The 24,350-nt window shown below is 68.3% G+C and carries 19 protein-coding genes and 2 pseudogenes; 11 read left to right on the top strand and 10 right to left on the bottom strand.

The features are described from left to right. Window positions 1–146 precede the first annotated feature (146 nt). Window positions 147–707, bottom strand: coding sequence for a hypothetical protein (locus ACFVU3_RS19315; protein ID WP_390067605.1), 561 nt, complete (start codon window positions 705–707; stop codon window positions 147–149). 569 nt (window positions 708–1,276) lie between these two features. Between ACFVU3_RS19315 and ACFVU3_RS19320 the strand changes: the two genes are divergently transcribed. From ACFVU3_RS19320 to ACFVU3_RS19345, 6 genes and pseudogenes are all read left to right on the top strand, one after another. Continuing rightward, the gene (locus ACFVU3_RS19320) at window positions 1,277–1,798 is read left to right on the top strand and encodes a hypothetical protein (RefSeq protein ID WP_390067607.1); all 522 of its coding nucleotides are present in this window, start codon (window positions 1,277–1,279) and stop codon (window positions 1,796–1,798) included. Window positions 1,799–2,255: 457 nt separating this feature from the next. Continuing rightward, a complete protein-coding gene (locus ACFVU3_RS19325) occupies window positions 2,256–3,152 on the top strand; it encodes a DUF5655 domain-containing protein (RefSeq protein ID WP_390067609.1) in 897 nt (298 codons plus the stop codon). A 489-nt stretch (window positions 3,153–3,641) separates the two neighbouring features. Continuing rightward, window positions 3,642–3,818, top strand: a complete 177-nt coding sequence (locus ACFVU3_RS19330) for a hypothetical protein (protein WP_179499972.1) — start codon at window positions 3,642–3,644, stop codon at window positions 3,816–3,818. An 8-nt stretch (window positions 3,819–3,826) separates the two neighbouring features. Further along, on the top strand, window positions 3,827–5,038 hold the full coding sequence (locus tag ACFVU3_RS19335; protein WP_390067611.1) for a JmjC domain-containing protein: 1,212 nt from the start codon (window positions 3,827–3,829) through the stop codon (window positions 5,036–5,038). Then, window positions 4,948–5,319, top strand: a pseudogene (locus ACFVU3_RS19340) (aldo/keto reductase); the annotation flags it as partial. The gene ACFVU3_RS19335 and the pseudogene ACFVU3_RS19340, both read left to right, overlap by 91 nt. Window positions 5,320–5,370: 51 nt before the next feature. Then, on the top strand, window positions 5,371–5,760 hold the full coding sequence (locus ACFVU3_RS19345) for a hypothetical protein (protein ID WP_390067858.1): 390 nt from the start codon (window positions 5,371–5,373) through the stop codon (window positions 5,758–5,760). Here ACFVU3_RS19345 and ACFVU3_RS19350 read toward each other — a convergent pair. Together ACFVU3_RS19350 and ACFVU3_RS19355 are read right to left on the bottom strand one after the other, a co-directional pair. After that, on the bottom strand, window positions 5,745–6,587 hold the full coding sequence (locus tag ACFVU3_RS19350) for a hypothetical protein (protein WP_390067612.1): 843 nt from the start codon (window positions 6,585–6,587) through the stop codon (window positions 5,745–5,747). The two genes, ACFVU3_RS19345 and ACFVU3_RS19350, sit on opposite strands and share 16 nt — an antisense overlap. A 122-nt stretch (window positions 6,588–6,709) precedes the next feature. Next, window positions 6,710–6,955 carry a DUF6087 family protein gene (locus ACFVU3_RS19355; RefSeq protein ID WP_390067614.1) on the bottom strand — a complete coding sequence of 82 codons (246 nt, stop codon included), beginning with the start codon at window positions 6,953–6,955 and terminating at the stop codon, window positions 6,710–6,712. A 338-nt stretch (window positions 6,956–7,293) separates the two neighbouring features. On the opposite strand from ACFVU3_RS19355, the gene ACFVU3_RS19360 reads away from it, so the two are divergent. Then, window positions 7,294–7,878 carry a S1 RNA-binding domain-containing protein gene (locus ACFVU3_RS19360; protein ID WP_390067616.1) on the top strand — a complete coding sequence of 195 codons (585 nt, stop codon included), beginning with the start codon at window positions 7,294–7,296 and terminating at the stop codon, window positions 7,876–7,878. Window positions 7,879–8,141: 263 nt separating this feature from the next. Here the strand turns inward: ACFVU3_RS19360 and ACFVU3_RS19365 are convergent, their stop codons facing one another. The 3 genes and pseudogenes from ACFVU3_RS19365 to ACFVU3_RS19375 form a co-directional block, all read right to left on the bottom strand. After that, window positions 8,142–8,927 (bottom strand): AbiV family abortive infection protein, encoded by a 786-nt coding sequence (locus ACFVU3_RS19365; protein WP_390067617.1) that lies wholly within the window; start codon window positions 8,925–8,927, stop codon window positions 8,142–8,144. Between the two features lie 196 nt (window positions 8,928–9,123). Next, window positions 9,124–12,378, bottom strand: coding sequence for an N-6 DNA methylase (locus ACFVU3_RS19370; RefSeq protein ID WP_390067619.1), 3,255 nt, complete (start codon window positions 12,376–12,378; stop codon window positions 9,124–9,126). A gap of 95 nt (window positions 12,379–12,473) precedes the next feature. After that, window positions 12,474–12,596, bottom strand: a pseudogene (locus ACFVU3_RS19375) (IS5/IS1182 family transposase); the annotation flags it as partial. Between the two features lie 106 nt (window positions 12,597–12,702). Here ACFVU3_RS19375 and ACFVU3_RS19380 point away from each other — a divergent pair. Next, the gene (locus ACFVU3_RS19380) at window positions 12,703–13,287 is read left to right on the top strand and encodes a hypothetical protein (RefSeq protein ID WP_390067621.1); all 585 of its coding nucleotides are present in this window, start codon (window positions 12,703–12,705) and stop codon (window positions 13,285–13,287) included. Between the two features lie 290 nt (window positions 13,288–13,577). Here the strand turns inward: ACFVU3_RS19380 and ACFVU3_RS19385 are convergent, their stop codons facing one another. The 4 genes from ACFVU3_RS19385 to ACFVU3_RS19400 all read right to left on the bottom strand — a co-directional run bounded on the left by ACFVU3_RS19385 (window position 13,578) and on the right by ACFVU3_RS19400 (window position 15,814). Continuing rightward, complete coding sequence (locus ACFVU3_RS19385) at window positions 13,578–13,994, bottom strand: hypothetical protein (protein WP_390067622.1); 417 nt, start codon at window positions 13,992–13,994, stop codon at window positions 13,578–13,580. Then, complete coding sequence (locus ACFVU3_RS19390) at window positions 13,991–14,656, bottom strand: hypothetical protein (RefSeq protein WP_390067624.1); 666 nt, start codon at window positions 14,654–14,656, stop codon at window positions 13,991–13,993. Before ACFVU3_RS19390 ends, ACFVU3_RS19385 begins: the two co-directional genes overlap by 4 nt. A gap of 177 nt (window positions 14,657–14,833) precedes the next feature. Then, complete coding sequence (locus ACFVU3_RS19395) at window positions 14,834–15,124, bottom strand: hypothetical protein (RefSeq protein ID WP_390067625.1); 291 nt, start codon at window positions 15,122–15,124, stop codon at window positions 14,834–14,836. Between the two features lie 525 nt (window positions 15,125–15,649). After that, window positions 15,650–15,814, bottom strand: coding sequence for a hypothetical protein (locus tag ACFVU3_RS19400; RefSeq protein ID WP_390067626.1), 165 nt, complete (start codon window positions 15,812–15,814; stop codon window positions 15,650–15,652). 159 nt (window positions 15,815–15,973) lie between these two features. Between ACFVU3_RS19400 and ACFVU3_RS19405 the strand changes: the two genes are divergently transcribed. The 3 genes from ACFVU3_RS19405 to ACFVU3_RS19415 all read left to right on the top strand — a co-directional run bounded on the left by ACFVU3_RS19405 (window position 15,974) and on the right by ACFVU3_RS19415 (window position 24,038). Beyond that, complete coding sequence (locus ACFVU3_RS19405) at window positions 15,974–19,777, top strand: hypothetical protein (RefSeq protein ID WP_390067628.1); 3,804 nt, start codon at window positions 15,974–15,976, stop codon at window positions 19,775–19,777. 174 nt (window positions 19,778–19,951) lie between these two features. Next, complete coding sequence (locus tag ACFVU3_RS19410) at window positions 19,952–20,251, top strand: trypco2 family protein (protein ID WP_390067840.1); 300 nt, start codon at window positions 19,952–19,954, stop codon at window positions 20,249–20,251. Window positions 20,252–20,258: 7 nt separating this feature from the next. Continuing rightward, window positions 20,259–24,038 (top strand): trypsin-like peptidase domain-containing protein, encoded by a 3,780-nt coding sequence (locus ACFVU3_RS19415; protein ID WP_390067629.1) that lies wholly within the window; start codon window positions 20,259–20,261, stop codon window positions 24,036–24,038. The last annotated feature ends 312 nt before the right edge of the window (window positions 24,039–24,350 follow it).

Below are 24,350 nucleotides of genomic sequence, written 5' to 3' on the forward strand. Positions count from 1 at the left end.
CACGATCCACGGCCGCGACTGACGTTTCCCCACGGCTAGACCAACGACCAGCCGAACCGAAAGTCACATGATCAACAGCTTCTGTTAGGACCTCTAAGGCAACGAGCATGTGTCTTTCTCCTTGTAAGACGAGATGTGTGCACGGGCTAGTAGACGGGGCGTCTCCACCGCTCGTCTCGGACCTGCTGCTCGATTGCCGCTCTCCGCTGGGCGAATGCGTCAATACCCTCCCCAGCGTCTGGGTAGTGCCGCGCCCGGTATCCGTTCTCGGCGAAGTGCAGCGCCAGGCGGGCGCGTTCGGGAGAGACCAGCCGGGCGTCGAACGTCTCCGTCCATCCGCCCTGCGGCATCTGGGCTTTGGACAGGAACGGGACCCAGCTTTCACGCAAGACGGCTGTAGCGGGAGGCGTTCCGCATGCTTGGCACCCCGCGATGGTGCCGTGCCCTGGGAGCCCGGCCAGGTTGCGTGCCCCCATCCCTGCGGGCACCCATGCCCTGGTCTTCAGTTTATCTAGAACCATCCGCTCGATCGCCTCCGCGTCCCTTCCCGTGGGTACCGGCAGCGCCAGCAACAGCACCCAGTCCTTGCGCTCGTGTGATCGGATTCGCCGCTCCTGCGGCTGCATGCATGCACCGATCTGAACGGCGCCGAGTTCGGCATGGTGCATTGCGTAGACGGCGGCAGGAACCTCAGCCCTCAATCCCATGGAACTATCGCTACCAGCCGCCACTGACAGTGCACCCTTCCGTGACGACCGCTAGCGGCGCGATGTGGACACGACCGAGTATCGGTGTCGCTGAGTCCTGACAGACGACATCGTGAGGGGGTACCCACACGTTGATGGCGGACAGGTCCAGCCGCCCGTTCAGGCGATCCATTGCCTCGGCGGTGCGGACGGCGGCCAGCGCCTACGCCTCGGCGGCTTCCGCGGTGAGGTCGATGACATGTGCGAGGGAGCCGCTTCACCGCCGTCCGGCCGCCCTGGTCCTTCTCGCGGGCCAGCAGTGCGAGCGCGTCCTGGTGGACCGCCACTCCTGTGTCGGGGCCGGTCGTCTTCGGGGCTCCGCCTGGCTGCGCCGACGGGTCGGTGGGCGCGGCGCCCAGGATCGGAAAGATCGGACGTCCGTCACGCCGGCGTCCAAGGGCGTCAGGCGGTCGGGCAGCGGACGGACCACGGTGGCGTTCTCCAGCAGCAGCGCCCCTGCGCCGTAAGTTAGTCTAGCCGCTTCGAAAATCGCTCATGAGGGCCCGTGTCCGCAACCTAGGGTGCGGGCCATGACGAACACCCCTGACACCGCAAGGTGCAACGAGAACGACGGCTGCCGCTCCGACGAGGAGAGCCGGATCCCTGACGCCGCGTGGTGGAACAAGAACTACATGCCGGACGCCCGGACCCGGGACTTCGTGGACATGGCGATGGGCCAGGTCGAGGGGTGCCGCGACTACCTCGTTGCGGGTAAGGACATACCCGGCGTGCTGCGCGTCGCGTGCATCGAGTCGTTCTGGGTGAATGTGCGGCTCCTCGTGGAGTTCCTGGTGAAGCTCACCCACGACAGCCGGAACGCCGATGCCCGCGCCCTCGTGCCCGACTGGCAGAAGCCGACCGGCGACACCGCTGACCGGCTGCTCATGGACTGGAACACAGCCAGCGCGCACGTGATGCACTTCGCCAAGGAACGCGCGCCCGAGGACCTGGCCGACATCGACCCGATCACGGACGAGGACCTCCAGCGGGTCGCCCGCGATGTGCGCACCGTGTACGACCAGTTCTGCCAGACTGCGGACGCACGTCACTGATCGTCCGGCTTCGCCGGCAGCAGCGGCACCGGCGGCACGCCCGGGTCCGCCTCCGGCAGCCCCAGGTGCTCCCGCACGGCCGCGTGGTCGCCGGTTGCGTCCGCGAGGTGTGCCGCACGACCCGAAGGCGCGGCGCTGGATTCGCACGACCTCCTCGGCGGCGGACTCGATGGGATACCCCGCGTCCTGCACCATCCGCACACTGGTCTCCAGGCTCATGACCCCGCATGACACCCTGCTGACGACATCGGCCAGGACCGCCGTGCGGTCGGTCGGGGTGCGCGGGCCCCAGGCCAGGGATGCCGGCAGGGACTTCCCCACGGGACCGTGGCCGCGGGAAGGTGCACCTGGGATCTTGACGCGCCCCCGCACACTTTCTTCACTACAGCGTCGGGCTTGTGCGGAAACAAATCCGCACGCGCCTGACGTTGTTGATCTCCTAACCGAGGAGGGGAAGGTGTCGAGCCTGAGGCTGTTCCGCACGAGCACGACGAATAGCGGCGTGATCGAGGTCACGCCGCGTCTTGCTGAGGTCGAGGCAGATGTGCAGGGTCTCGTCGAAGCGCATATGGAGACGCTGCTGGGGGTCCGTTTCCTGGCGAGCGAGTACAGCACCGGGCCGGTCCACGGCGGCCGGATCGACTCGCTCGGGCTGGACGAGAACGGATCGCCGGTCATCGTCGAGTACAAGCGGGGCGTCGATGCCGGGGTCATCAACCAGGGCTTGTTCTATCTCAGCTGGCTGGTGGACCACCGCGCCGAGTTCGAGCACCTGGTCCGCGGCCGGCTCGGGGGAACGGCCGCCTCCCAGGTGCTGTGGAGCGGTCCGCGTCTGATCTGCATTGCCGGCGACTTCACCCGCTACGACGTGCACGCTGTGCGCGAGCACCGGCGCTCGATCGATCTGGTCCGCTACCGACTCTTCGGCAGCGACCTGCTCGGACTTGAGACCGTGGCGTCCGTCAGCGGCGGCATGCCGGTGGCCCGCCGGGCTCGCCGGCATGCCGCTGCTCGGGCGGCAGCCGATGACCAGGGCGCGTCGATGGTGGAGCTGGCGAGCGCGGTCGATGAGGCGTTGCTCGGGCTCGGGGACGGTGTGAACCGCGTCGAGCGCAAAACCTATCGGGCGTATCAGCGGCTGCGGAACTTCGCGTGCGTCTGCCCGCCGCAGCGGAGCAAGCTCCTGGTCTACCTGAAGGTCGACCCGAAGGACGTTGATCTCGTTCCGGGCTTCACCCGGGATGTGTCTGGTCTCGGTCACCACGGGACGGGTGATCTGGAGGTACAGCTCCGTACGTCGAGGGACGTGGAGCGGGCGCAGGATCTGTTCCGGGCGAGCTACGCGGGGGCGTGATCGGCTGCCGGTCTATTGGCCGTGAGCGCTTCGCGGGTGGTCTCTGGTCGTGCGGAGATGCCTTTCGATGGACGGGCAGGGCGTGGCGGTGGACACCAATGATCTGCGGGATCGCCGGTTTGGCCAACCGGCGATCCCGCCCTATGTTCCCCTGCACCGATTTCGGTGCGTCTGGCCGTGTAAGGAGTTCGTCGCCCCTGACCGACCAGGTCTGCGAGGTGATCTGGAACGTCTGGGGCCACGGAAACCCTGTGGCACTCCCGCAGCGCACCCCACATCTCCGCCGCCTACGCCTTGGGACGGATTGAACGGACGCGAGAGTGCACCGACCGATCCCGCACCACCCTGGCCGGATGTGCGTCGCCGCCGGCGGTGCGGACAGACGCTCCGTATATGTGTCCGAATCGCGCTCTACTGCCATCTGCCGGACGCGGGTTAACTCGTTCCTTCGCCCGGAACCGGGTGGTAGTGGCCGAGAGGAGAGCGTCGATGGCAGACAGGGCGTCCACACAGACGTCGGGGACCAGCCCCGCGCTTCTGATCGCGGTGGAAGAGCTGGCGACCGCGCACGACCGTAGCGAGTCCGAGCGGTCCGACATCACCAGCTCGCAGAACAGCGCGGGCGACGACGGTGAGAACCGTGACCTGAACCTCCCGAAGGAGTAAGGGAATCCATGGAGCACCGGCTCGTCACCCACATCGAGAAAGCTCTCGGCTGGGACGGGCCGGGCTCCGTGGGAGCCGCGTTCGCGCGCGGCCGTCTCACGGACCCGGACCTGCCTGCACGCCTGCTGACCCCGCACAAACTGCTGGACCTGATCAAGCGCCGGCACCTGACCAACCCGCAACTGCGTTGCTACGCCGAGGGCGAGGAGATCCACCCGTCCACGTTCCTGTCCACCAACGTCAACCGGCGCAAACAGCCCGTGAGCCAGGCCGACATGGCGGCCCTCGGCCGCATCCTCAACGAGGGCGGCACCGTGGTGCTGGACCACGTGGACTTCTTCGACCCGACGCTAGAAGTCGCCTGCCGGGCCCTGGGCTGGTGGTCGGGCGAGCTGGCCTCCGCCAACGCCTACCTCGCGGTCGGCGACACCGACGGATTTCATCTGCATTGGGATGACCACGAGGTCATCGCCGTGCAGTTGTCCGGCGAGAAGTCGTGGGAGGTCCGCGGTCCGTCCCGGCCGGCGCCGATGTACCGCGACGCGGAACGCAACCGCACCCCCTCCGAGGAGGTGCTGTGGAAGGGCACGATGCGAGCTGGGGACGTCATGCACATCCCCCGCGGTTTCTGGCACACAGCCACCCGACTCGGCTCCGGCGGCGACGGCCACTCGCTACACGTGACGTTCGGGTTCACCAAGCGGACCGGGGTTACATGGGTCAACTTCCTCTCCGACGCAGCTCGCGCCGATGAGGTGTTCCGCCGCGACCTGGAAGGCGCCGGGGAAACCGGGCCCAAGGCGCTGGCGGACAGGCTCAGCACGCTGGCCGCCGCCCACAGCCCCGAGCGGTACCTGGACGAACTGCGCTCCAGCACCCCGCCCGCACGTCACATGCCCCACGTGGCCGCCTTCGGCCAGCCCGACGGCGTCGTGGCCGTCACCGAGTTCGCCCCCTGCATCATCCGGTCCGGTGACACGGTCCAGGTCCGGGGCGGCGGCAAGCGACTGACCCTCCACGAGCGTGCGGAAGCGGGCCTCCGCACGCTCCTGTCGGGTCACCCGGTCTACCTCGACGGCGCCGACGAGGACACCACCACCCTGGCCGACCTGCTGATCACGGAGGGACTGTGCGAACCACTGACGGAGACGTCGTCCTCGGGCTATACCGGTCTGGTCACGCCCGTGACGTACTCGAAGCAGCCGCCGGCCTCGGCGTAACACGCCTCGACACCGCCTCGAACTACCTACGCCATCGCTCCCACGAGGTACTGAACGCGGTGGCGGGCGACATCCTGCCGAGGTTCTCGGTCTCTACCAAGGTCGGGTACTTCCCCGGGGAACACTCCCTCGCCCCTGCCCGGCTGCGTGCCGCAGTTGAGCGGGCCGCGAAGGATTTGGGGCGGGAACCGGAGGTGGTACTCCTCCACAACCCCGAGCACTCCCGCCCCGACGCTGAGGCGCTGGCACGGGCGTGCGCGGTCCTGGCTGACGCCGTACGAGCGGGACTGTGTGGCGGGTGGGGGGTATCGAGCTGGGACCCGCGTCCACTCGTGGACCTCGACGCGCCTCGTCCTGACGTCCTCATGGTCCGGGCGGGACTACTGGTGGGCGCCGACCTCCTCGACGCGGCCGAGGCACTGGTGAGGCGGTGGAGACCGGCGCAGGTATGGGGCATGAGCCCCTTCGGCGGCAGCACGACTGAGGCGGCGTGGGAGAAGTTCGATCCGCGGATCTTCCTGCGGGACTCCGAGCCGGTCACACCGGTCCAGGCCGTCTACCGCTCCGCCTTCCGACTGCCCCCGGTCGACGCGGTTGCGGTCGGTACGGACAACACCGACCACCTGCGCGAGCTGGTCGACGCCCTGGCGTACGAGGTCGACGACCAGGTCGTCCGGGAGTACAGGCGGCTCCTCCGGGCCCGTCGTCAGCAGTGCGTCTGAAGTTCCACCATCACTTGCTCCGCCGTCTGCCGGGCGGCCCCCAGCCGGGGGTCGTCCGGGTCGGCGTAGGGGCCGAGGATCTTGGCAGCGACGAACAGCGTCATGAGCCGGCCGTCCCGACTCTCCAGATCGTCACGCCGCTCGCTTCGGACTCGGTCGGCGAGGGACGGGACGGCGAGGGACGCCCCCCACAGGTTCGCCGCGTCCAGGCCGCGCGGGGCCATGCCCCAGTCCTCCCAGTCGAATACGCAGAACACCGGTGCTGTCACGTTCGCCCAGTTGAGGTCCGCGTGGGCCGGACGCCACTCACCCAAGCACGTATCGACGCCGGGGAAGACATCGAGGATCGTCCCCGTGACAAGGTCCTGCGTCAGGGTCTCGGTGTCCGGCGTCGCGATCCGGTTGGTGCGCTGCGAACCGAGAGCATCCAGGGAGGCGTTCAACGCGGCCCACCACTCCTCGGACAGCTGAGGCTCCTTTGTCAGCACGGCGCTGCCCACCGGCACCCCGGGCAGCAGCTCCGTCTCGTCCGCCCGCCACATCACCGGCTCTGCCTCGTCCCGCCATCCCACCCCAGCGAGCCAAGCCGGCTTAGCGACCTCGGACAGCGCCTCCGCGGACGCGGTACCGTCTCCGCCCTGGACCCCGATCCGGTCCAGCCCGCGTCGCTCGACACGAACCCATGTTCCACGGTCCGTACGCGCCCCCACCGACCGGCGCTTACGCACCATGGTCTCGCGGTCCAGACTCGTCCCCAGCGACCGTTCGACACGGTCTAGTACGGCTTCCACCGGCTCTTTACGCAGATCCACCGAACGCAGCGTCATGCGCCCGAACGTACCTCAGATGCTGGAGTGGGCATCCCCGAGGACGCGTCGCCTGCCTGCGAGCTGGGCGGCAAGCAGACTCCAGCGGGAACGGTGCCAGCGGTGTCTCCGTCAGCCCAGACCTACTGGTCCCGCTCTTCAGCCGGGGACGGCCTTCGGTGCCGGCCTCGGCCCTTGCCGAGTGGGGGACGGTCCCACTCGGCGGGCTTCTTTTCTGCGGGCGGAGGCGGATACAGCAGGGCCTGGGCGGCGGCTAGATTCTCGACGACGCCGACCACCGTCCACTCTGTGCCGTTCCACTCCTCGATCGCTCTCGGGGTGCCCGGGGCGACGTGGGTCCCGCGGTGGGGGCCACCGCCGAGCGGCACAGCCGCCGCTTGCCCCTCGAGGCATCCTGGCGCGCGGCACGTCGGCGCGCCTACTCCTCCAGCGGTTCGTCATCCTGCATCCGAGCATCGTGGCCGAAAGGCGGTCCGGGCCGCCACCCGGTCACCCGAGCAGGTGATGAGCGAAGGGGGCGGTGCAGGAGCGGCACACGGGATGACCGTGCCGGCGTATGCCGAGGAGCTGTGAGGGGCGCCGAGTTGGCGAAGTCGCCGACTGGGAGCTGTCCGGCCGATCATGGTCCCAGCTACTGGAGCATGGCGGGGGCTGCAGCTCGTCGAGGGCATGGGCGGCCCACGATGCCGTGTGCCAGGGTGACGGTATGGATTGGCAGTCTGAGAGCCCGGAACTCTGGGCGTTCCTGGAGTCCCTGCACCGCGGCGACATCCTGTCCGGCACCGTCGCGGCGATCGAACGGTTCGGGGTCTTCGTGGCCCTGGACGACGGGCCTGCCCATCCGATCTTCCCCGGTGTCGGGTTCATAGGCATCCCCGAGCTGTCCTGGCGGCACATCGACGCTCCCACCGATGTTGTTCAGGTAGGCCAGCGTGTCTCGTGCGAGTTCCTCCAGTTCGACACCTACAACCTGGAGGCCAGACTGTCCTTGAAGGCACTGGAGCCCGACCCCCTCCAGGCTTTCGCCAACCGCACAGCGGTGGGCCAGGAACTCCGCGGGACGGTTGAGAAGGTGCTTCCCTTCGGCATCTTCGTCGATCTCGGGGACGGGATTGTCGGGCTGGTCCCTTTCAGAGAAGTCCACGGCCGCCCTGCGGTGAGTCCGGTGGAAGACTTCGAGGTCGGAGAGGAGATCGCCGTCGTCGTCACGGAAATCGAGCTGCCAACCCGCCGGGTCTTCCTCTCCAGGCCGGAGGGTGGCCGGTACGAAGGTGTCGTGCCGGCCACGTGACGGCCGGCGTGCCCAAGCCGTTGATGTGCACATGGGGCGCGGTGATCAGCAGCAAGGGTCAGTCGCATGCTCCGCCGGATCAGTCCCAGTCTCCTGAGAATCCGAAGATTCCCAGGTGAGTCAGCCTGTCGCCGGAATAGAGGACGACGTAGCAACCGGTCCACCGCATCTGACACTCTCCGAGCAGGCTTTGCTCGAGCTCCTCATGGCTCGCACTCCCGTCACCTGCTCTGTGACCTCGGTGAGGGTGATTCGCGGGCTCACTAGGGTGCGGGCGTCTCGTCGCCGTATTGGGCGGCGATCGCCGCGACCTGTTCGGGGGTCAGCTTAGCGGCGACCGAGTCGGCGAACTCGTGCACGAGCGCGGCGAGGGCGGTGCCCTCCAGGGCCTCCTCGGCATCCACTTCGCCGCGGGCGATCGCCATGAGAGTGGGGAGCAGCGTCAGCGTGTCGTCCTCCGCCAGGGCCCCCGCGCCGCCGTGGGCGGTCCGGAACATCCGGATGAGAGGCGTGAAGAGGTCGATGTTCTCCAGGGCGTCCTCGGTGTCGAGAGAGAGCTCAAGGGCTCTGTCCACTGTGGCGATCAGGTCGGCCGCCTGGGCCTCGGTGACGTCGGCCGGTTTGAGGAGGTGGCCGGTGTGCTTGTAGTCCACGTACAGGCCCCGGAACTTGTTCTTGTTCGTCCGGCGCGCGTCGCGGTCAGCGCGCTTGTAGATCTCCATCCAGTCGGCGGTGGCGGAGTCCTCGACCATGCGCACGACGAGGAACCCGAGGAACGACTTGGCCTCGTGGCTGGCGAACCGCTTCGGGAAGGCGTCCACCTCCGCCTGCCGCACGTAATCGGGCATCGGCAGGATGGAAGTGCACAGCGCCGCCTTTCCCACCTCTTCGAGGGCGAGGGCGGCGTTGGCGTAGGCGACGGACCAGATCTTCGCGTCGAGAATCAGGCGGGCGGCGCGCAGGAGTTCGCGGGCATGCTTGAGCGCTTCACGCCCGACGTCTACGAGGAGCCGGTCCAGGAGGTCCGGATCGCTTGGCAGGGTCGGCATTAGATCACTGTGGCAGGGGTTGTTGTTGAGCGCACCGGGTTTCCCGCGGCTGGTCCGTCAGACAGAGCGGGCTCTGCGAGGGGCAGGTCAGCGGCCAGCGCCTCGGGCTCGAGTATTCAGCTACTCGGCGTACCTCCGGTCGATCCGGTCCCGCACCTGGCGCAGCCGCGCCAGGTCGCTCAGCCTCGCCCCGCCGCTACTCGGGCGGGCCGTACGTGATCTCCAGCGAATGCTCCTCCAGGCTGCGGAGCGTCAGCTGGTCGTCGCGGACCTCGTTGAGCAGGAAGAGCTCCCGGGTCCGACACTCATCGCACAGGCTGACGACGGCGAACGGCCAGAGGTCGACCGGAGCCCCGTACGGGGCACTGTCCACGTAGATGCGGTCGGGCCGCAGCGGCTGGGTGCTCGACCGCTCGAACGGCTCCCAGCTCGGATGGCTGCCCCTCAGCCGGAGCCCGACTATCCGGTACGAGCCCTCGTCGAGGTACTCGCACCGCTCCACCCAGTCCCAGTGCGTCCCGGAGAGCCAGCTGACCGCACTGATCGCCCGCACGATGTGAGGTTCCAGCCGCTCGACGTCCTCCGCCAGTTGGTGGCTGGCGCGGACGCCGTGCGCGTGGTGCGAGGTGTTCCTGAAGTCCTTGATGTGGCCCAGGAGGGCGCGTGCGTTGCCCCGGTCGCGCACGGTGGCGAGCTGCTGGATGCGGGGCGCGATTCCCTCGGCCTCCATTCGGTCGAGGATCCAGAGCCAGGTGCCGAAGGTGGCGCCGGTCCGGAACTGCTTGCGCAGGTTCCGGGAGAAGCCGTTCGACGCGGCGAGCTCGGTGAGCGCCAGCACGCCTAGCACCCGGGCCAGGCCCTCGCCCAGCTTGAGCAGTCCGTCCTTCCGCTCCGCCGGGTGTGTGCTGACCCGGTACCGACGGGACAGCGCGGCGGCGTGGTACGGAAAGCTCCACTCGGCACGCGAGATCGGGTCGTCCAGCGGCCGCACGAGTTCGCCGATCAGGCCGGCCTCGTGGGCGGCGAACCTGATCTCGTTCCGAACCCCCTGGACGTCCCGCTCGCCGCTGCCGAAGACGTTGGGCAGGATTCCCGACATCGTGGTCCGCAGTGCGCGTCGCCCTTCCTGCACGGTCTCCAGGAGGCTCTCCACCTCGCTGTCGGTCACCAGGTCGACGGGGACGTGCGTGTCCAGCAGATCGCGAGCGCTGGGGTACTGACCGTTGTCCTTGCGGGAGTTCAACCACTCGCAGAGCGCCTGGCCGCTGCCGCGGAGCGGCTGCAGCACGAAGAGCGAGGTCGCCGCCTCGCCGAAGCCCTGCGGCAGCAGGCGCCAGTTCCCCGGCCGTCCGACCAGCATGCCGCCCGAGCACAGAGTCAGCACCACCCCGCCCTCCGGGGCGTCGGGGAGCTCAACGGCCGAGTCCGCCTCGTGGAGGTCCTGGGCGCGCAGGTGCTTGGGCCGGTCCGCGCCGTCCTCCTGCTCCTCGCCGCGCTGCGGCGGGTGAACCCGGGTGGTCTCCAACCGAACAATGCTGCGCAACAGTTCGAATTGGCCGTCGAGTTCCGGTCGGTAGAAGAGCGTTGATGGGATCTCGCAACCCACCCGCGTCCTGCTGTCGTCGATCCAGGCGTCCGGAGCGGTCGGGTGCACTTCACGTCGGAGATGGTCGCTCGGATCCACCTGCAGCGGCAGGTGGACGAACTCGCGCAGCTCGGGATCCGGCTCGTACGCCTCGCCGATCCGCTGCGGCTCTCCGTCGCCATCGCGCACGCCGACGGCCTTGCGGACCGCCGCCTCGAAGACCTTCCCGCGCGGCCAGCTCACGCCGGCCGAGGCGACCGCCCGGCGCAGCGCCGTGACGGCCTCCTGGCCCTTCGTCCACGTCGAGCCGACCAGCGGACGCAGGGCGGCCACCAGGGCAGCGGGATCACGGGTCTTCTGGATCACGCGCGATTCGGCGAGCCGAGTCAGGACCTCCTCGGACAGCTCGTACCTGAGCCGCAGCGGCTGATCGATCGTGACGCGCTGGTACATCAGTTCGTGGGCGGAGACCACGCGGACCCGGTCGTCCGGCTGCTGGGCGGGGTCGACGGACAAGGTGTCCAGGTAGAGCCCGGTGATCTCGGCGATCTGGTCCGACGTGATGTATTTGCGCTTAGAGCCGATGGAGCGACGCATCCGCTGCCACTGGTCCTGAGCGTTCAGCAGCAGCACCTGACCCCTGCGCTGTACCGGCTTGCGGTTGCTGAGGACCCACAGATAGGTGCCGATGCCGGTGTTGGGGAAGAGTTGGTCGGGCAGCGCGACCACGGCCTCGAGCCAGTCGTTCTCCACGATCCACCGCCGGATGTCCGATTCGCCGGACCCCGCGCCCCCGACGTACATCGGGGAGCCGTTGAAGATGACCGCTATTCGGCTGCCGCCCTCGCCCGAGGCGCTCACCGGCTTCATCTTCGCCAGCATGTGCTGCAGGAAGAGCAGTGAGCCGTCGTTGATCCGGGGAAGACCGGCCCCGAAGCGGCCCGCGAAACCGAGCTGCTCGTGCTCCGACCGGACCGCGTACTCGCTCTTCTTCCACTCGACGCCGAACGGCGGATTGGCGAGGAGGTAGTCGAAGGCGGTTCCCTGGTGCCCATCCTCGGCGAAGACGTTCCCGAAGGCGATCGTCGAGGCCCGGCGGCCACTGGTCATCATGGTGGCACGGGAGATCGCCCATGACTCCCGGTTGATCTCCTGGCCGTACAGCGTGACGTCCGCCTTGGGATTCATCGACGCGATGTACGAGGCAGCCTCGGTCAGCAGGCCAGCCGTCCCGCAGGCCGGATCCAGGATGGTGCGGACGGCATGCGGCGACGTTAGGAGGTCCGAGTCGGCGGAGACGAGGAAGCCAGCCATCAGGTGGGCGACGTCCCGGGGAGTGTAGTGCTCCCCGCTCGACTCGTTGCCGCTCTCCGCGAACCGCCGGACGAGTTCCTCGAAGAGGTTCTCCATGTGGTCGTCGGTGATCATCTGCCCCAGGTCGATCGAGGCGAACTGTGCGACGACGTGGTAGAGGAGTCGGGCCTGGTGAAGGCGGGTGACGGTCCGCTCGAACTCGAAGCCGTCCAGCAGTTCCCTGACGTTCCGGGAGTACCCGTCGACATGGGCCAGGAGCAACCGGTCGGCGTTCTCCGGATCGCTGAGCACACTCTCCATGGAGAACCGGCTGACGTTGTAGAAGGGCCAACCCGAGGCGGCCGTCAGGCGCCGCTCCAGCTCCTGCTCGCCGTCGGTCCGCTCGGCCTCGTCGAGCACCGCCTGCCGGCTCGGGGCCAGCAGGCAGTCCAGCCGGCGCAGCACCGTGAACGGCAGGATCACCCGCCCGTACTCGGAAGACTTGAAGTCGCCGCGCAGCAGGTCGGCCACCGACCAGACGAGCTTGGACAGATGCCCGGTGCCGTCACTCATGCTGTCCTCCGTAGGCCGGTGCCTTCCATGGGACTGATGATCCCATGGCGGGCGGCCGGGCCGGGCCCACGAGGCGTACGGGACGCCGACATGCCGGTGACGGTACCCGGAGACCTGGTTGCCGCCACCGTTGAATCAGTAACCAATGCACGGGAGTTCTTCAGCCGGTTGATGGTCCGCTTGACTTCGTTGCGGCGCCGGCTATGAGCTGTGGGTCGACGGTGCCGGTGAGGGAGGGCAAGCGGTGAACGCCCCGCAACGGCGGCGGGCTGCGCTGACGGAAAGCTGGTAGCGCGCCTCGCTGGTGCTCTGGATACTTGCCTGGTGGCTAAACAGATTCCGTACTACGGCGAGCGTGTGGTCAAGGCCGACTCGGTCCTGGCGGACATGCACGAGGAGTACCGCGAGGAGTTCGGGCGTCCCGTGCACGGGAACGCGACTCGTCTCAACCACCTGCGTGGCCTGATCGTCGCCCAAGTCGTTGAGGTCGACATCGTGCTCAAGAGCGTTCTGCACAAGATCGAGCCGGGCATCCTGGCGACGAGATCCTGGTGGACGTCCGGCGCGCTGTACCACCAGACAAAGGGCAAGTTGTCGGCGGCCAAGGGCAGTAGCACTGCCGGGCACCTCAAGGTGATCAAGGACGCCGTCGAACGCCGGAACATGGCGGCGCACGGCTCCTTGGACGTCGTCGTCATGGTGGACAGGGTGCCCTGCCCCGGGTTCCCGGACTGTCCCGCGTGCTCTGAGGACGCCGCGTGCTCCGAACGGGACCTCCGAGGAGAGCAGTACGAGTACGCCTACCTGAACGGCAAGGGGGTGACGGAGGCCGACCTGATCGCGGATCTCGCGTTGCAGCAGGACGCGCTTCGGGCCGCCGTGCAGATCTGGATCGATCTGCACGAGTAAGCGCGCGGTGAGTCTGCAAGGTGCCTTCGTGTAAGACGATCAGCGCGTTCCAGTGCTGTGAGCGGCGTCGGAGACGAGGCCCCGCCGCTCGCGTGGAGGATGAGGCCGTGAGGTCAGCGGGTACCGTAGGGATTGCGCAATGACTTCGTGATCGTCTTCATCAAGTCGCTGACCAGCAATTATCACTGCTGAGGACAAGGGTCACCTGGCGAGCACAGCCAACGCAACCTTGATCCGCCGGACAGTGCCTATCGTTGGCCGAGACGATGTCCTCCGGAAGATCAACCGCATCATCGACCGTCGCGACTGACTCGCCTCTCGGCTGCACAGATGACGAACTCGGGGTCGCGTGCCCGCATGGCCAGGGGCAGGCCGGCGGCCCGGCGCGCTCGCCGGTACGTCAGCGCCCACCCCACGGTGTGCCGGACCGAGTCACCGGGGACGAGTTCCGCGCGCCACCACAGCCAGCCGATCATGTGCTTGCGGCCGTCGGTGCCGGGCGCTGCGAAGGCGACGGCTGCCTCGCCGGTCTTGAGTGCCAGGGCCTCGACCACGGAGCGGTTCTGGCCGAGGGCGATCAGGTCGCGGCGGACCTGCTCCCGTGCGGACTGCACGGCTCCCCGGATCACGCCTCGGGCGAAGCCCCAGACGATCAGGCCGGCGGCCGGGACCGAGATGGCGAGGAACACGGTCCACCCAGACGTCATCGGGGTGAACCGCCCAAGGGGACCTCGGCGACCGGCTCCCACGACATGCGCCACCCGCCGCTTCCCTCATCCTCCGTCCAGGTCACGGCGAGCAGGTGCACGCGGTCCACATACATCGGCGCTCGCCGCGGCACGACCTCGTTCCGCAGGCGCGAGTTGAGCCGGTCGGAGGAGCCGGTGCCATCGGCGTAGCCGAGCGAGATGTGCAGCCGGCCGCCCGAGTGCTGGAGTGCGGCCTCGCCCCGTGCCTTCCGGATCGCCGTACGGGTCGCCTCCCGCACCACCTCGGCTTCCGCCTCCGGCCACACGTCGAGAACGACCCCCGCGATGTTTGCCAGAGGGGGCCCTACCTTGGTCGTGAACGGCGCGACATCGGCGAGCTCCGCCCCCATGGCCTCGACGAGCAGCCGGAGCGCCGGCTCGTCATAGTCGGTGGCCGGGGTGTCCGCCAGCATCTCCACTGTCAGGTGCAGCAGCCCGGCATCGTCCCCGGTGCCCGGGAGCTGAGGGTCGATCGGGTACTCCGCCATCAACGGGACGCAGGACCGCGCGAGCGTCAGCAGTTCGTCATCGGCCCCTGGGCGAGGCAGTACGTAGACATGCAGTACCGGCATCCCGCTCGGCCACGGGCGGCCCTGAAAACGAGGAACGAACCGTTCCATCAATCCCCCTCGTATCGTGCTCCAGCGCGCTCGGACGAACGTCCATGCCCATCCATCCTGACCCGAGCCGATCACTCCGCGCAGCCGAACCGATCAGCACTACCCGCACCCAGTCTGCCCGGCCGGTGCCCCTGACGGCACGACGTTGCCCGTCACGCCCGCTGGCTCAGGGTCTCCTCAACCGAACTCGTGCCGGGCCTCTGCCATCACCGAGTGGATAGTGTCGCGCAGCATCACCAGCTCCATCAGACGCTCCTCGTGCTCCTTACGTCCCAGGCTCCCGTCGGCGGGCAGCGCCGACGTCGCCGTGATCACCGCCTTCAACGCCGCCTCGAACGACGTGACGCACTCCGGGTTCCTCTCCGTCCGCTCCCAGCGGGCGCAGCTCAGCAGTGCCTTGGCCAGGCGCTTGTAGCGACGGGTCTTCTCCAGGGCAGGTGGGCCCAGGATCTCGTCAAGATCAGTCATGGGGCCACCGTAGAGCGCTCCCGGGCCTGCTCTCAGGTGAATCCGGGTAGGGGACGCCTTCGCGCAACTACCCTGCTCCGAGGGGCCGTCAGCCGCGTCCCGCCGACGAGGAGGACCCCGACATCGTGGATACGTTCTTCACACCCCGCAAGATCTGGCCGGGCGGCGGGCCGTTCCCTCACTTCCTGGTGCTACTCGACCGCTACCCGGCGTATCGGGCCTTCGCCCGGGCGCACGTGTAGGCTCGCTTTTCCCGTGCCCCTTTCTCATTGACGATGGCCCTTGTCTGGCCCAAGGGACAACGTGTTGAGACGAACTCCTGTTTGATCGTTCACTCGTTTGACCTGCTCGTCGTGCGGGGCCGTGCCCGCGCCGTGGGGAACTGGCCGGCCGCGACAAGTCTGGGCTGATTTCGGGTCCCGGCTGTCATACGTCTTCGCCGTGCACGCTGTACATGCTGTCTAGGCACCCGCACGTGCTGCTGCCGGAAGGGCCGTGGCCGCGTCGGATGGACGCGGCCGGGGGTCACATCTGCTCCCACAGCCCCAGGACATACCTCAGGACCTCCCGGGCAGCGCCGGAGGCGGTTTCCTGCACGATCCACTTGCCCAGCTTCTTCGCCGCCTGCGCGATCCCGGCCCTTCGACCCGCGGGCTGCTCGCCCTGCGCCTGCTGCGTGGTGATGTTCATCGCCTGTTCCTCGGTGTCGTCGTGGTGTGACGACGACAAAGAAGCCGGAACGTTGGGGTGTTCAGCAAGGAGCCTGAACCTCTGAACAGGGCGTCAGACCAGGCCAGCGCGCGTGAGAATAGTGTTCAACAGGGGGTTCGGACTGAACAAGGGAGATCCATGGGGGAGTCGTCGGCACAAGACCGGCTGGCCGCGGAACTGCGGAAGCTGAAGGACGCCTCCAACCTCTCCTACACCCAGATCGAAATGCAGGGCAGGCAGCAGACTCCGGTGGCTCATCTGGGCAGAAGCAAGCTCAGCGGCTGGCTCAAGGGCGACTACGTCCCCGAGGACGAATGGCCGTTCCGGTACCTGATCTCGCTGCTCGAGCCGAAGGCTCAGAGGAACGGATTCCCCGCAAAGGGGGTCAACTGGTGGCGTGACCTGCGCCAGAGAGCGGCCGCCCAAAGGGGCACCTCCCCAGCACCGAAGCGGCCAACGGACGACTCCCTACCACCCGCCCCACCCGCGGGCCCCCCTGGGGCGGTTCAGCTGCAGGATCCGGCGTTCGAACATCGAGACAGGGTTTTTCACAGCCATACGGCATGGGTCGAGCAGTTCATCCTCCCTGCCCGCCTACTGGACCGGGACGGTGAGTTGCGGGAGTTGGAGGCGTTCTGCACCGCAGCTGAAGTCGAGGGTGAGTCCGGGTATGCCTGGTGGCAGGCTGAGCCGTGGGCCGGCAAGTCCGCCCTGATCTCAGAGTTCGTCACCCGGCACAGGCCGGCGGACGTGGATGTGGTGAGCTACTTCATCGCCGATCGCCTGGACAACAACGACCGTGACCTGTTCCTCGAAGGGGTGACGCGGCAGTTGGCTGCTGTCGCCGGCCGGGACTCGGTGCCCCCTGGCAGTCGGGCGGAGGCATTCCCTGCGCTCTACGTGGCCGCTGCGGAGGCTTGCCGCACTCGCGGGCGGCGGCTTGTGCTGATGGTGGACGGCCTGGACGAGGATCGGGGTGCGGGTCCCGGTGGGTTCAGTATCGCCGCCCTATTGCCGAAGCACCCGCCCCGGGGCATGCGCGTGGTGGTCACGGGCCGGCCCAACCCGCTCGTACCCGACGACGTCCCCTGGGATCATCCCTTGCGTGACGCGGGTATCGTCCGTTCTCTGGCCGCCTCACCCCACGCGCGGGCCATCGGCGATATGGCCGGTCGGGAACTGCAGCGGCTCCTGGACGATGAGCCCCTTGGCAACGACCTGCTCGGCTTGTTGGCGGTCGCCCGGGGCGGCCTGACGGACAAGGACCTGGCCGACCTGGTCGGTGCCCGGCCCCACCAGGTACGCAAACGGCTTCGCGGCATCACCGGACGCAGCATCGTGCCCAACCAGAGCGGTCACGTCCTCGTGGCGGACGCGGAGAATGACTTGCGTGCGCACGTCCTGGGGCACGAAGAGCTGCGCCGGCGGGCCATGGCCGAGCTGGGTGACACCGCTATGGCCGCCTACGAGGCTCGGCTGCACGCGTGGGCGGACGATTACAAGGCCAAGGGCTGGTCTGTCGACACCCCGCCCTACCTCCTTTACGACTACCCGCGTATGCTCCGCCGCTCGGGCGGCAGCGAGCGATTGGTGTCCTTCGTCCTCGATCCGTCTCGTCAGCGGGCTCTCCTGGCCCGGGCGGCAGTTGATGCGGCGCTGTCTGAAATCGAGCTGGTCCGCCAGGTGATCGAGGATGAGGCTCCAGGCGATCTCGCCACGATGGCGGCGCTCGCAGTTTCACGCGATCTTCTCTACGACGATGCCAGGGCCCTGCCCTTGAGCGTTCCGGTGGCCTTCGCCCGGCTGGGATACCCGCAGCGCGCCCTGGACCTCGCGCTGACTGCTCCGTATCCGGAGGACAGGGCCGTCAGGCTGGCGAAGGTGACGCGCGCGCTTGCGAGCGTCGGTGACGGCCACGCCGTCCAGGCGGCGCAGGAGGCTGCCCTGTGGGCCGAGCGAGCCCGCCGGGAATCGGCGCCGTCGAACGGTGACGAGTACGAAGCCGAGGTCGCTGTGGGCGAGGCCGCGGTGGCTCTGATCTCAGTCGGCCAGGACCGCCAGGGGCGCGATCTACTCGATTCCTTGCGGCTCCCTGCTGGCGTGGGCGAGACACTCAAGTGCGAGAAGACAGCAGAAGCATCCGTCCTCGTCCGCTCCCACAGTCCCGAGTTGGCTGAGGAATTGCTGGACCAGGCGGAGCGCTACGCGGACGAACTGGCATCCGATTCGCCCTCGGACCCGACCGCGCCCGTTACGTCGTTGGCGGGCATCGCCCAAGCCGCCGACTCCGCCAGAGCGTCCAGGCTCTACGAACGGATCAGGCAGTACGCGAACACGTTCCCGGCGGGCCTTGAAGCGTGCGCCGTTCATGCCACCGCCGCCTCGGCACTGGCGGCAGACCACCCCGATGAGGCAGCCACGTTGGCGCACCGTGCAGCACAGCGGTTGGGAGCCGCGCTGCGCGCTCCCGAAACGCTGCCGCGCAATGACGCGATGAGTCTGTCCATCCTTGGCGGACTCATGCTGACGAGCGTGACTCAAGCGCTTGTGGATACCGGGGCGGTGGAAGAGGCTCGCGAGCTGGTGGCCTGCGTACCCGAGAACATGCGGACGCTCCCATTCGGCATGGATGTGCTCGCCGGGGCTCGCGCCGCACTCGGCGATGCCGCGGACAGGCCGGAGTCGGAGCCAGCCGCGGAGGCCCTGGCCCAACAGGCATGCCGCCTCGCGGAGCAAGGACAACCAGCCGAGGCGAAGAGTCGCCTGCATGAGGCGCTGGCGGCGTTCGCGTCATCCCCTCGTAATGGCCGGACACGGCAAACGTGGCTGATCCCCCTCTGCGAAGCCCTAGCCACAATCGGCTGGCACGCCGACGGAGAACGGCTGGCCAGGAGCGTTCGGGACCCGGTCAAGCAGGTACGGGCGCTGGCGACCGTCGCCGCCTCGGCCGCGGCCGCGGGGTATCGCGCTGAAGCACGACGGCTGGCGCACGAGACAGCCGATCGCTCCCGGACCCTGGAGGGCGTCGGCAACTTCTCCCTTCTCCAAGGCGCTCCTGGCCAGAACGTGGCGGCCGCACAGGGCGCCGCCGCACAGGCCCTGGCGCACGCGGGAGAACACGAGGCTGCTCTGTCACTCGCCGCCGAGGTGGATGAAGCGAACGGCGGCCGCAGCCGGCGTGCGCTCATCGCCGTGGCGGCCGGACTGCGCGCCCACGCCCCCATCACTGCCGCGGAGCTCGTCGACCGGGAACGAGAGCGCCTGTTGACCGCGGAGCTTGGGTCAGGTGGCTCCGGAGGCCGTATCGCTCGGCTGGCAGAGCTCCTTACGGCCATCGGCGGTGTGGACCCGGAGTGCAGAGACCGCCTTCACCGGGCAATCGAGCACGTGTGGTCAGAGCGCCGCGCTGCGAGGAAGGCGCCGCTGGAGGTGGAGGACATCCTCGTGATGGTCGTCCTGGCTGCCCAGGAGCAGCGTGAGGATGCCCGCAAGCTGTTGGAGGCTTCGGAGAAGGGGCGGGCAGGCGTTCCTCCATGGGACTTGCCAACCGCAGGTTTCGCGATCGCCCACGCGGTCTTCGGGGACTACGACGCCGCCCGACGCAGCGCGAGCCGCCACAATGTGCCGTACGACCGCGCCGAGGCGCTCGCGTCCGTCGCCGCGTACCTCACCCGGACACCGGCAGTCCTGTGGTCGGCGACTGACTTCGCCCGGACGCTTAGGACCCTTGCCTCGTTGGAGATGCCTCCCGGCGCGGCAGGGAGTTCGGGTGCCGCAATCCGTTTCCTGGCAGACGCACTCGCTGGCGATGGATGGCACCACGCTTTGCCTCCCCTGGCCCGCATCTCTCCCGAAGCCGTAGAGCGTGTCCGGAACATCGTCTTCACGCATCGCGGCTTGGAGATCAGCGCCGATCGGACCGCACAGATATCGCCGAAGTAAGCGCTTCGGAAAGGCCGGCTCCCAGGCCCGGGGCGCCCTCAGATCTGCCACCGTCCTTCCGGGCCGAGCGCGTTCGGCGTGGGTCTCATCCCAGGTAGGCCGACCTTGCTCGGGTTGGGTCACCGGTATGCTTTGCGACACTGGAGTAGTGGCGAGGAGTAGAGCGTAATCGAACTGTCCGAGATGATCCGGCAGTTGCGGCAGGAGCTGTACACCGCGATGGCGGACGGCGCGGCTGGTCCGGTCCGGTTCGAGCTCGGCCCGGTGGAGGTCGAGGCGAGCGTGGCGGTGGACCGTGAGGCCGAGGCGGGAGGGAAGGTCAAATTCTGGGTCGTCGAGGCGAACGCGGGCGGCAAGCTCGCCACGTCGCAGACGCACCGGATCAGTCTTACTCTGCAGCCGAAGCTGGTGGCGCCGGACGGGACGCAGCGGTCTGTCCTGATCGCCGGTGATGAGGCCGACGGCGAACGCTGACCGCGACATGGTGGGCGTGGCCGGGCTGCGAGCCGAGCGCGTAGCGGAGATTCTCGTCACTCTGCCGGACGGCCGGGCTCGCCGTGGTTCGGGCTACCTCGTATCGTCCGGCAAGGTACTGACCGCAGCTCACGTCGTCGCGGACGCTACCGGTATCCGGGTCCGCTTTGACGCCGACCAGCCAGGCGAGTGGATGGTCGGAGCGGCGGTGGAGTGGGCGCACACGGTGATCGACACAGCCGTGCTCACTCTCCCGGGCACCGGCAGGGACACCGGGCATGTCACGCCCTCCGCCTTCGCCCGGGTCGACGAGCGTGACGTCGAACTGCACTGCAGCGCCACCGGATTTCCGCGGTTCAAGCTCCGTAATGATGAAGATGGCACGCGCTACCGGGACTCCGAGCACATCAACGCCAGCTGTGCGGTGCTCTCCAGCCGGCGCGAGGGCACCTTCGACCTGACCGTCACCCCACCCGCCGCGTACCCGGACCCGCAGACCTCGCCGTGGGAAGGCATGTCGGGCGCTGCTGTGTTCAGCAGCGGCAGGATCATCGGAATCGTTGGCAAGCACCACCTTTCCGACGGCCTCGGTCGCCTTGCCGCATACAGAGTCGACCGCTGGGCCAGAGAGCTATCGCCGGACGAACTTGGACAGCTGGAGCAGGCGCTGGGGTGCCGCCTGAGCCCGGAGCACTTGCCGGACGTGGCTCCGCCATCCAGCCCCGCCTGGAAGGTCCTCGACCGGTACGCCGGGATGCTGCGTGACCACACCCGCCCGCGCCTGACCGACACGCACAGCCACCTTGAACTCGACCGCCGCAGCGCCCGCCATGACCTGGTGCAGAGACTCGCCGAAGCCGCCTCCGGCCCCGGCGCGCTGGTCATCCTCGGCGAGCCGGATGTCGGCAAGTCCGCACTCACCTTGCGCGCAGTGGAGGACCTGAGGCAGACCGATGCCACCGTGGCGTGCGCCGGCCTGCGGCACCTGCCGTCCTCCGTGACCGCCCTGGAATCCGAACTCGGCGCACCTCTGAGCGAAGTCCTGCAAGAGGCGGAAGCCATCCCGGTTCGGCTGCTGGTCATCGACGGCGCGGAAGCAGTGCTGGAAGGCCGCAGGCAACTGCTCACGGACCTGGCGGCTGCCGCTCTGCGAGCTGGATTCGGGGTGGCCGCGGTGACCCGCACCGACGCGGCACGGGCGGTGTCAGAAGCCCTGCAACAGGCCGCCGACACCCTAGACCTGGCCCTTTCCGGCGCTCGGCCCGCCGAGCATGAGGTGCAACGGCTGACCCATGCCGAGGCAGAGGAATTGACCCAGACGTTCCCTGCCGTGGCCCGCTTCGGGCAACAGCCTCGCGCGGCCTGGCTGTTGGGCCGTCCGGGACTGGTCGATCTGCTGCTGCGGGCCGACGCCGCGCAAGCGCTGCCTGACGGTGCGCTCTCGGAGGCGGACGTGTTCGCCGCGGTATGGAGCCAGCTGGTCCGCCGAGGCGAAGACGCACCTGCGGGCGGCCCGTCGCCCGATGACAGGGAGCAGGCGATGCTCGCTCTCGCCCGCCGACGTCTGCTGCCCGACTCCACGTCCCTTGCCGCTCCGGACTCGGCGGCGCTGCCATCGCTGCGCTCGGACGGACTCCTGCTGCCCGCCGGCCCACACCGTGCATGGAGGCCCGCCGACGATTTCGCCAGCGACCTCGTCCGCGACTTCGCGGTCGCTCATCTTCTGCTCACCGATGGCTGGGAGCTGATGGAGGCCGCTGGCGCCCCGCGGTGGACACTGCGCGCGGTGCGCCTGGCCTGCCAGGTGACACTCGCCGATGCCCGCTCGGACAGCGAGCCGACGCGCCGCCGCCTCCAACAGGTCTTCGACGCCCTCGCGGTCGACCACGGTGACCGGTGGGGCGAACTCCCCTTCGAGGCTCTGCTCACCCTCGGCTCGGCTGCCGAGGCCCTGGCCGCAGCCTGGCCCGCCCTCACCGAAGAGCACCCAGACCAGCTGACCCTGCTGGTCCGCCTGGCCCTGGACGGGCACAGCCGCCACGGAGTCGGCGACCCGGTGATCCTGGCGCCCCTCGTGGAACTCACCTACGGCACCGGCCTTTACCCGGACAACGGGGACGCCCCCCACACATCGCCCGGAATCGCTCCCTTGGTGCGGAGACTGGCGCTGGTCTGGCTCCGCGGCCTGGCTGACGCAAACGCCGAGGCACTTCCGCTTCGCCAGCGGGTCCGCGATGTGCTCCTGGACGCCGAGCCGGCACAACACGATGAGTTCGCCGTCGAGGCGATCGCGATGCTCGGCGCGGACCTAGACACCCGAGCGGAAGGCTTCCTGCACGCCCTCGCCGAAGACGGTGGCCGCTTCCTGGCACCCGCCGTCGAATCGGGGCACGTCGCACGGTCGATGTCGCGGACCCGCCCGAAGCTGCTGCTGTCCCTGGCCGAGGCGTACTACATCAAAAAGCCCCGGACGGGAGACCTCTGGTACTCCCAGCCCGACCCCCTGGACGAGGGAGTACGCCGACACACCCAGTGGTCTGGCGCCTTCGCCCCGATGGCGGGGTGGAACTTCGGCCCGTTCTTCCCTCTCCTCGCCGCCAAGCCGACCGAAACTCTCCAGATGATCCACCGGCTGATGGACCACGCTGCCGCGAAGCGTGTCGGGCGCCGTGCCTCCAATAGGCAACGGGAATTGGAGGGACTGGAACTCGATCTTCCCGGAGCCGGTCGTCGGCTGTGCGTCGGCGATGAGCACGTATGGTCCTGGTACCGAGGCACCAGCGTCGGCCCGTACCCGTGCATGAGCGCACTCCTCGCCGTCGAAGTGTTCGCCGATCATCTGATCGAGACGCTCGGTCTGCCGCTGAGCGAGGTCACCGGGCTGCTCCTGCGCGGCTGCGGGAACCTGGCCATGCCCGGTCTCGTTGTCGGCCTGCTGGTACGCCACCTGGAGCGTGCTGGCACGGAGCTGGACCGCTGGCTGATCCGGCCGGAAATCTGGCATTTGGAGACCCTCCGTGCCGTGGCCGAGCTCAACTCCCACGTCCAAGGCCCAGACCCAGCCGATGTCGCCGGCCGCGACAGACGCCGCCTCACCTTCCTCGACGTGTCCACGCAGATGACGGTCACGGCCCTTCTCGCCGGAAACCAGGAGCGTCTCACCGTCCTCCACGGTCTCGGGGACGAATTGCTGCGTCATGCCGGTGACGAGGTGTTCGGGGAGCAGATCGGCGCTGAGAGCAACACCCTTACGATGATCAAAGGGTGGGCGGGCCGGCTGCAGGCGCGTAATTATCACTTCGTCGAACTGGGCGACGGCCGTAACGGCCTGAGCTACGAACCACCCCCCGACGTCGTCGCAGAACTCGCCGCCGAGAACGCAGAACTCGCACGAGGCCAGCAAGCGATCCGGCTTCTGACGACGTACGCCGTCAACGAAGACAGGTCGGCCCCTCTCGACACCCTCGCCTCCGATCTGGAACTGGCCCGGACTCTCGCCGCCGATCCGCCCGCGCAGGGCTCGCTGTACCCCATGGACCCCATGGTGGGAACCGCTGCGGCGGCCATGGTCGCGCACGCCGACGGCCACATCGACCTTGCCGAAGACGCCATTGATTGGGCAGCCAGCCTGGTCCTCGATGCAGCCCTGCACCCGCACGAGGGTGGCTACGCTGGCATGTCGAGCCTGCACTCCATGGGCGCCGACCGCTCAGCCGCCATCGGTGTGCCGCCCCGCCTGCCGGCGCTGGGTATCCGGCCGGAATGGTGTGCGGAGCTGACACAGTGACGGTGCCGACCAGTACGTTTCCGTTCATTGCGACCCAGCACTCGCCCTTACTCAGGCGGTGTTGTGTGTCCTGCGGAGATTGGTAGGAGGCGAAGAAGACCCGCCCGGCAGCAGCGTGGTCTGCGTAGGCGCGGTGGAGCAGGTGAGTGAGCTGCTCCACCGAATCGCCGTTGCGGAAACGCCTGACCTGCACGGTTACAGCCGGACTTGGCTCCGGCGAGTTGGTGTTCATCCTGGCAGTCAAGCGCACTTCTGGGATCTGTCGAGCTCAGTCACGTGAATCGCCTTGGCTCAGGACGTTGTTCTGGGCAT

Origin of the sequence: Streptomyces sp. NPDC058052 (assembly GCF_042885515.1) — a bacterium.
In the GTDB taxonomy this organism is placed as follows: Bacteria; Actinomycetota; Actinomycetes; order Streptomycetales; family Streptomycetaceae; genus Streptomyces.

What these genes read in the sequence shown, in the direction of transcription:
- ACFVU3_RS19315 (WP_390067605.1), bottom strand. Translation starts at nt 707, where the DNA reads ATGGGATTGAGGGCTGAGGTTCCTGCCGCCGTCTACGCAATGCACCAT.
- ACFVU3_RS19405 (WP_390067628.1), top strand. Translation starts at nt 15,974, where the DNA reads ATGGGGGAGTCGTCGGCACAAGACCGGCTGGCCGCGGAACTGCGGAAG.
- ACFVU3_RS19370 (WP_390067619.1), bottom strand. Translation starts at nt 12,378, where the DNA reads ATGAGTGACGGCACCGGGCATCTGTCCAAGCTCGTCTGGTCGGTGGCC.
- ACFVU3_RS19400 (WP_390067626.1), bottom strand. Translation starts at nt 15,814, where the DNA reads ATGAACATCACCACGCAGCAGGCGCAGGGCGAGCAGCCCGCGGGTCGA.
- ACFVU3_RS19395 (WP_390067625.1), bottom strand. Translation starts at nt 15,124, where the DNA reads ATGACTGATCTTGACGAGATCCTGGGCCCACCTGCCCTGGAGAAGACC.
- ACFVU3_RS19335 (WP_390067611.1), top strand. Translation starts at nt 3,827, where the DNA reads ATGGAGCACCGGCTCGTCACCCACATCGAGAAAGCTCTCGGCTGGGAC.
- ACFVU3_RS19385 (WP_390067622.1), bottom strand. Translation starts at nt 13,994, where the DNA reads ATGACGTCTGGGTGGACCGTGTTCCTCGCCATCTCGGTCCCGGCCGCC.
- ACFVU3_RS19320 (WP_390067607.1), top strand. Translation starts at nt 1,277, where the DNA reads ATGACGAACACCCCTGACACCGCAAGGTGCAACGAGAACGACGGCTGC.
- ACFVU3_RS19365 (WP_390067617.1), bottom strand. Translation starts at nt 8,927, where the DNA reads ATGCCGACCCTGCCAAGCGATCCGGACCTCCTGGACCGGCTCCTCGTA.
- ACFVU3_RS19330 (WP_179499972.1), top strand. Translation starts at nt 3,642, where the DNA reads ATGGCAGACAGGGCGTCCACACAGACGTCGGGGACCAGCCCCGCGCTT.
- ACFVU3_RS19360 (WP_390067616.1), top strand. Translation starts at nt 7,294, where the DNA reads ATGGATTGGCAGTCTGAGAGCCCGGAACTCTGGGCGTTCCTGGAGTCC.
- ACFVU3_RS19415 (WP_390067629.1), top strand. Translation starts at nt 20,259, where the DNA reads ATGGTGGGCGTGGCCGGGCTGCGAGCCGAGCGCGTAGCGGAGATTCTC.
- ACFVU3_RS19390 (WP_390067624.1), bottom strand. Translation starts at nt 14,656, where the DNA reads ATGGAACGGTTCGTTCCTCGTTTTCAGGGCCGCCCGTGGCCGAGCGGG.
- ACFVU3_RS19350 (WP_390067612.1), bottom strand. Translation starts at nt 6,587, where the DNA reads ATGACGCTGCGTTCGGTGGATCTGCGTAAAGAGCCGGTGGAAGCCGTA.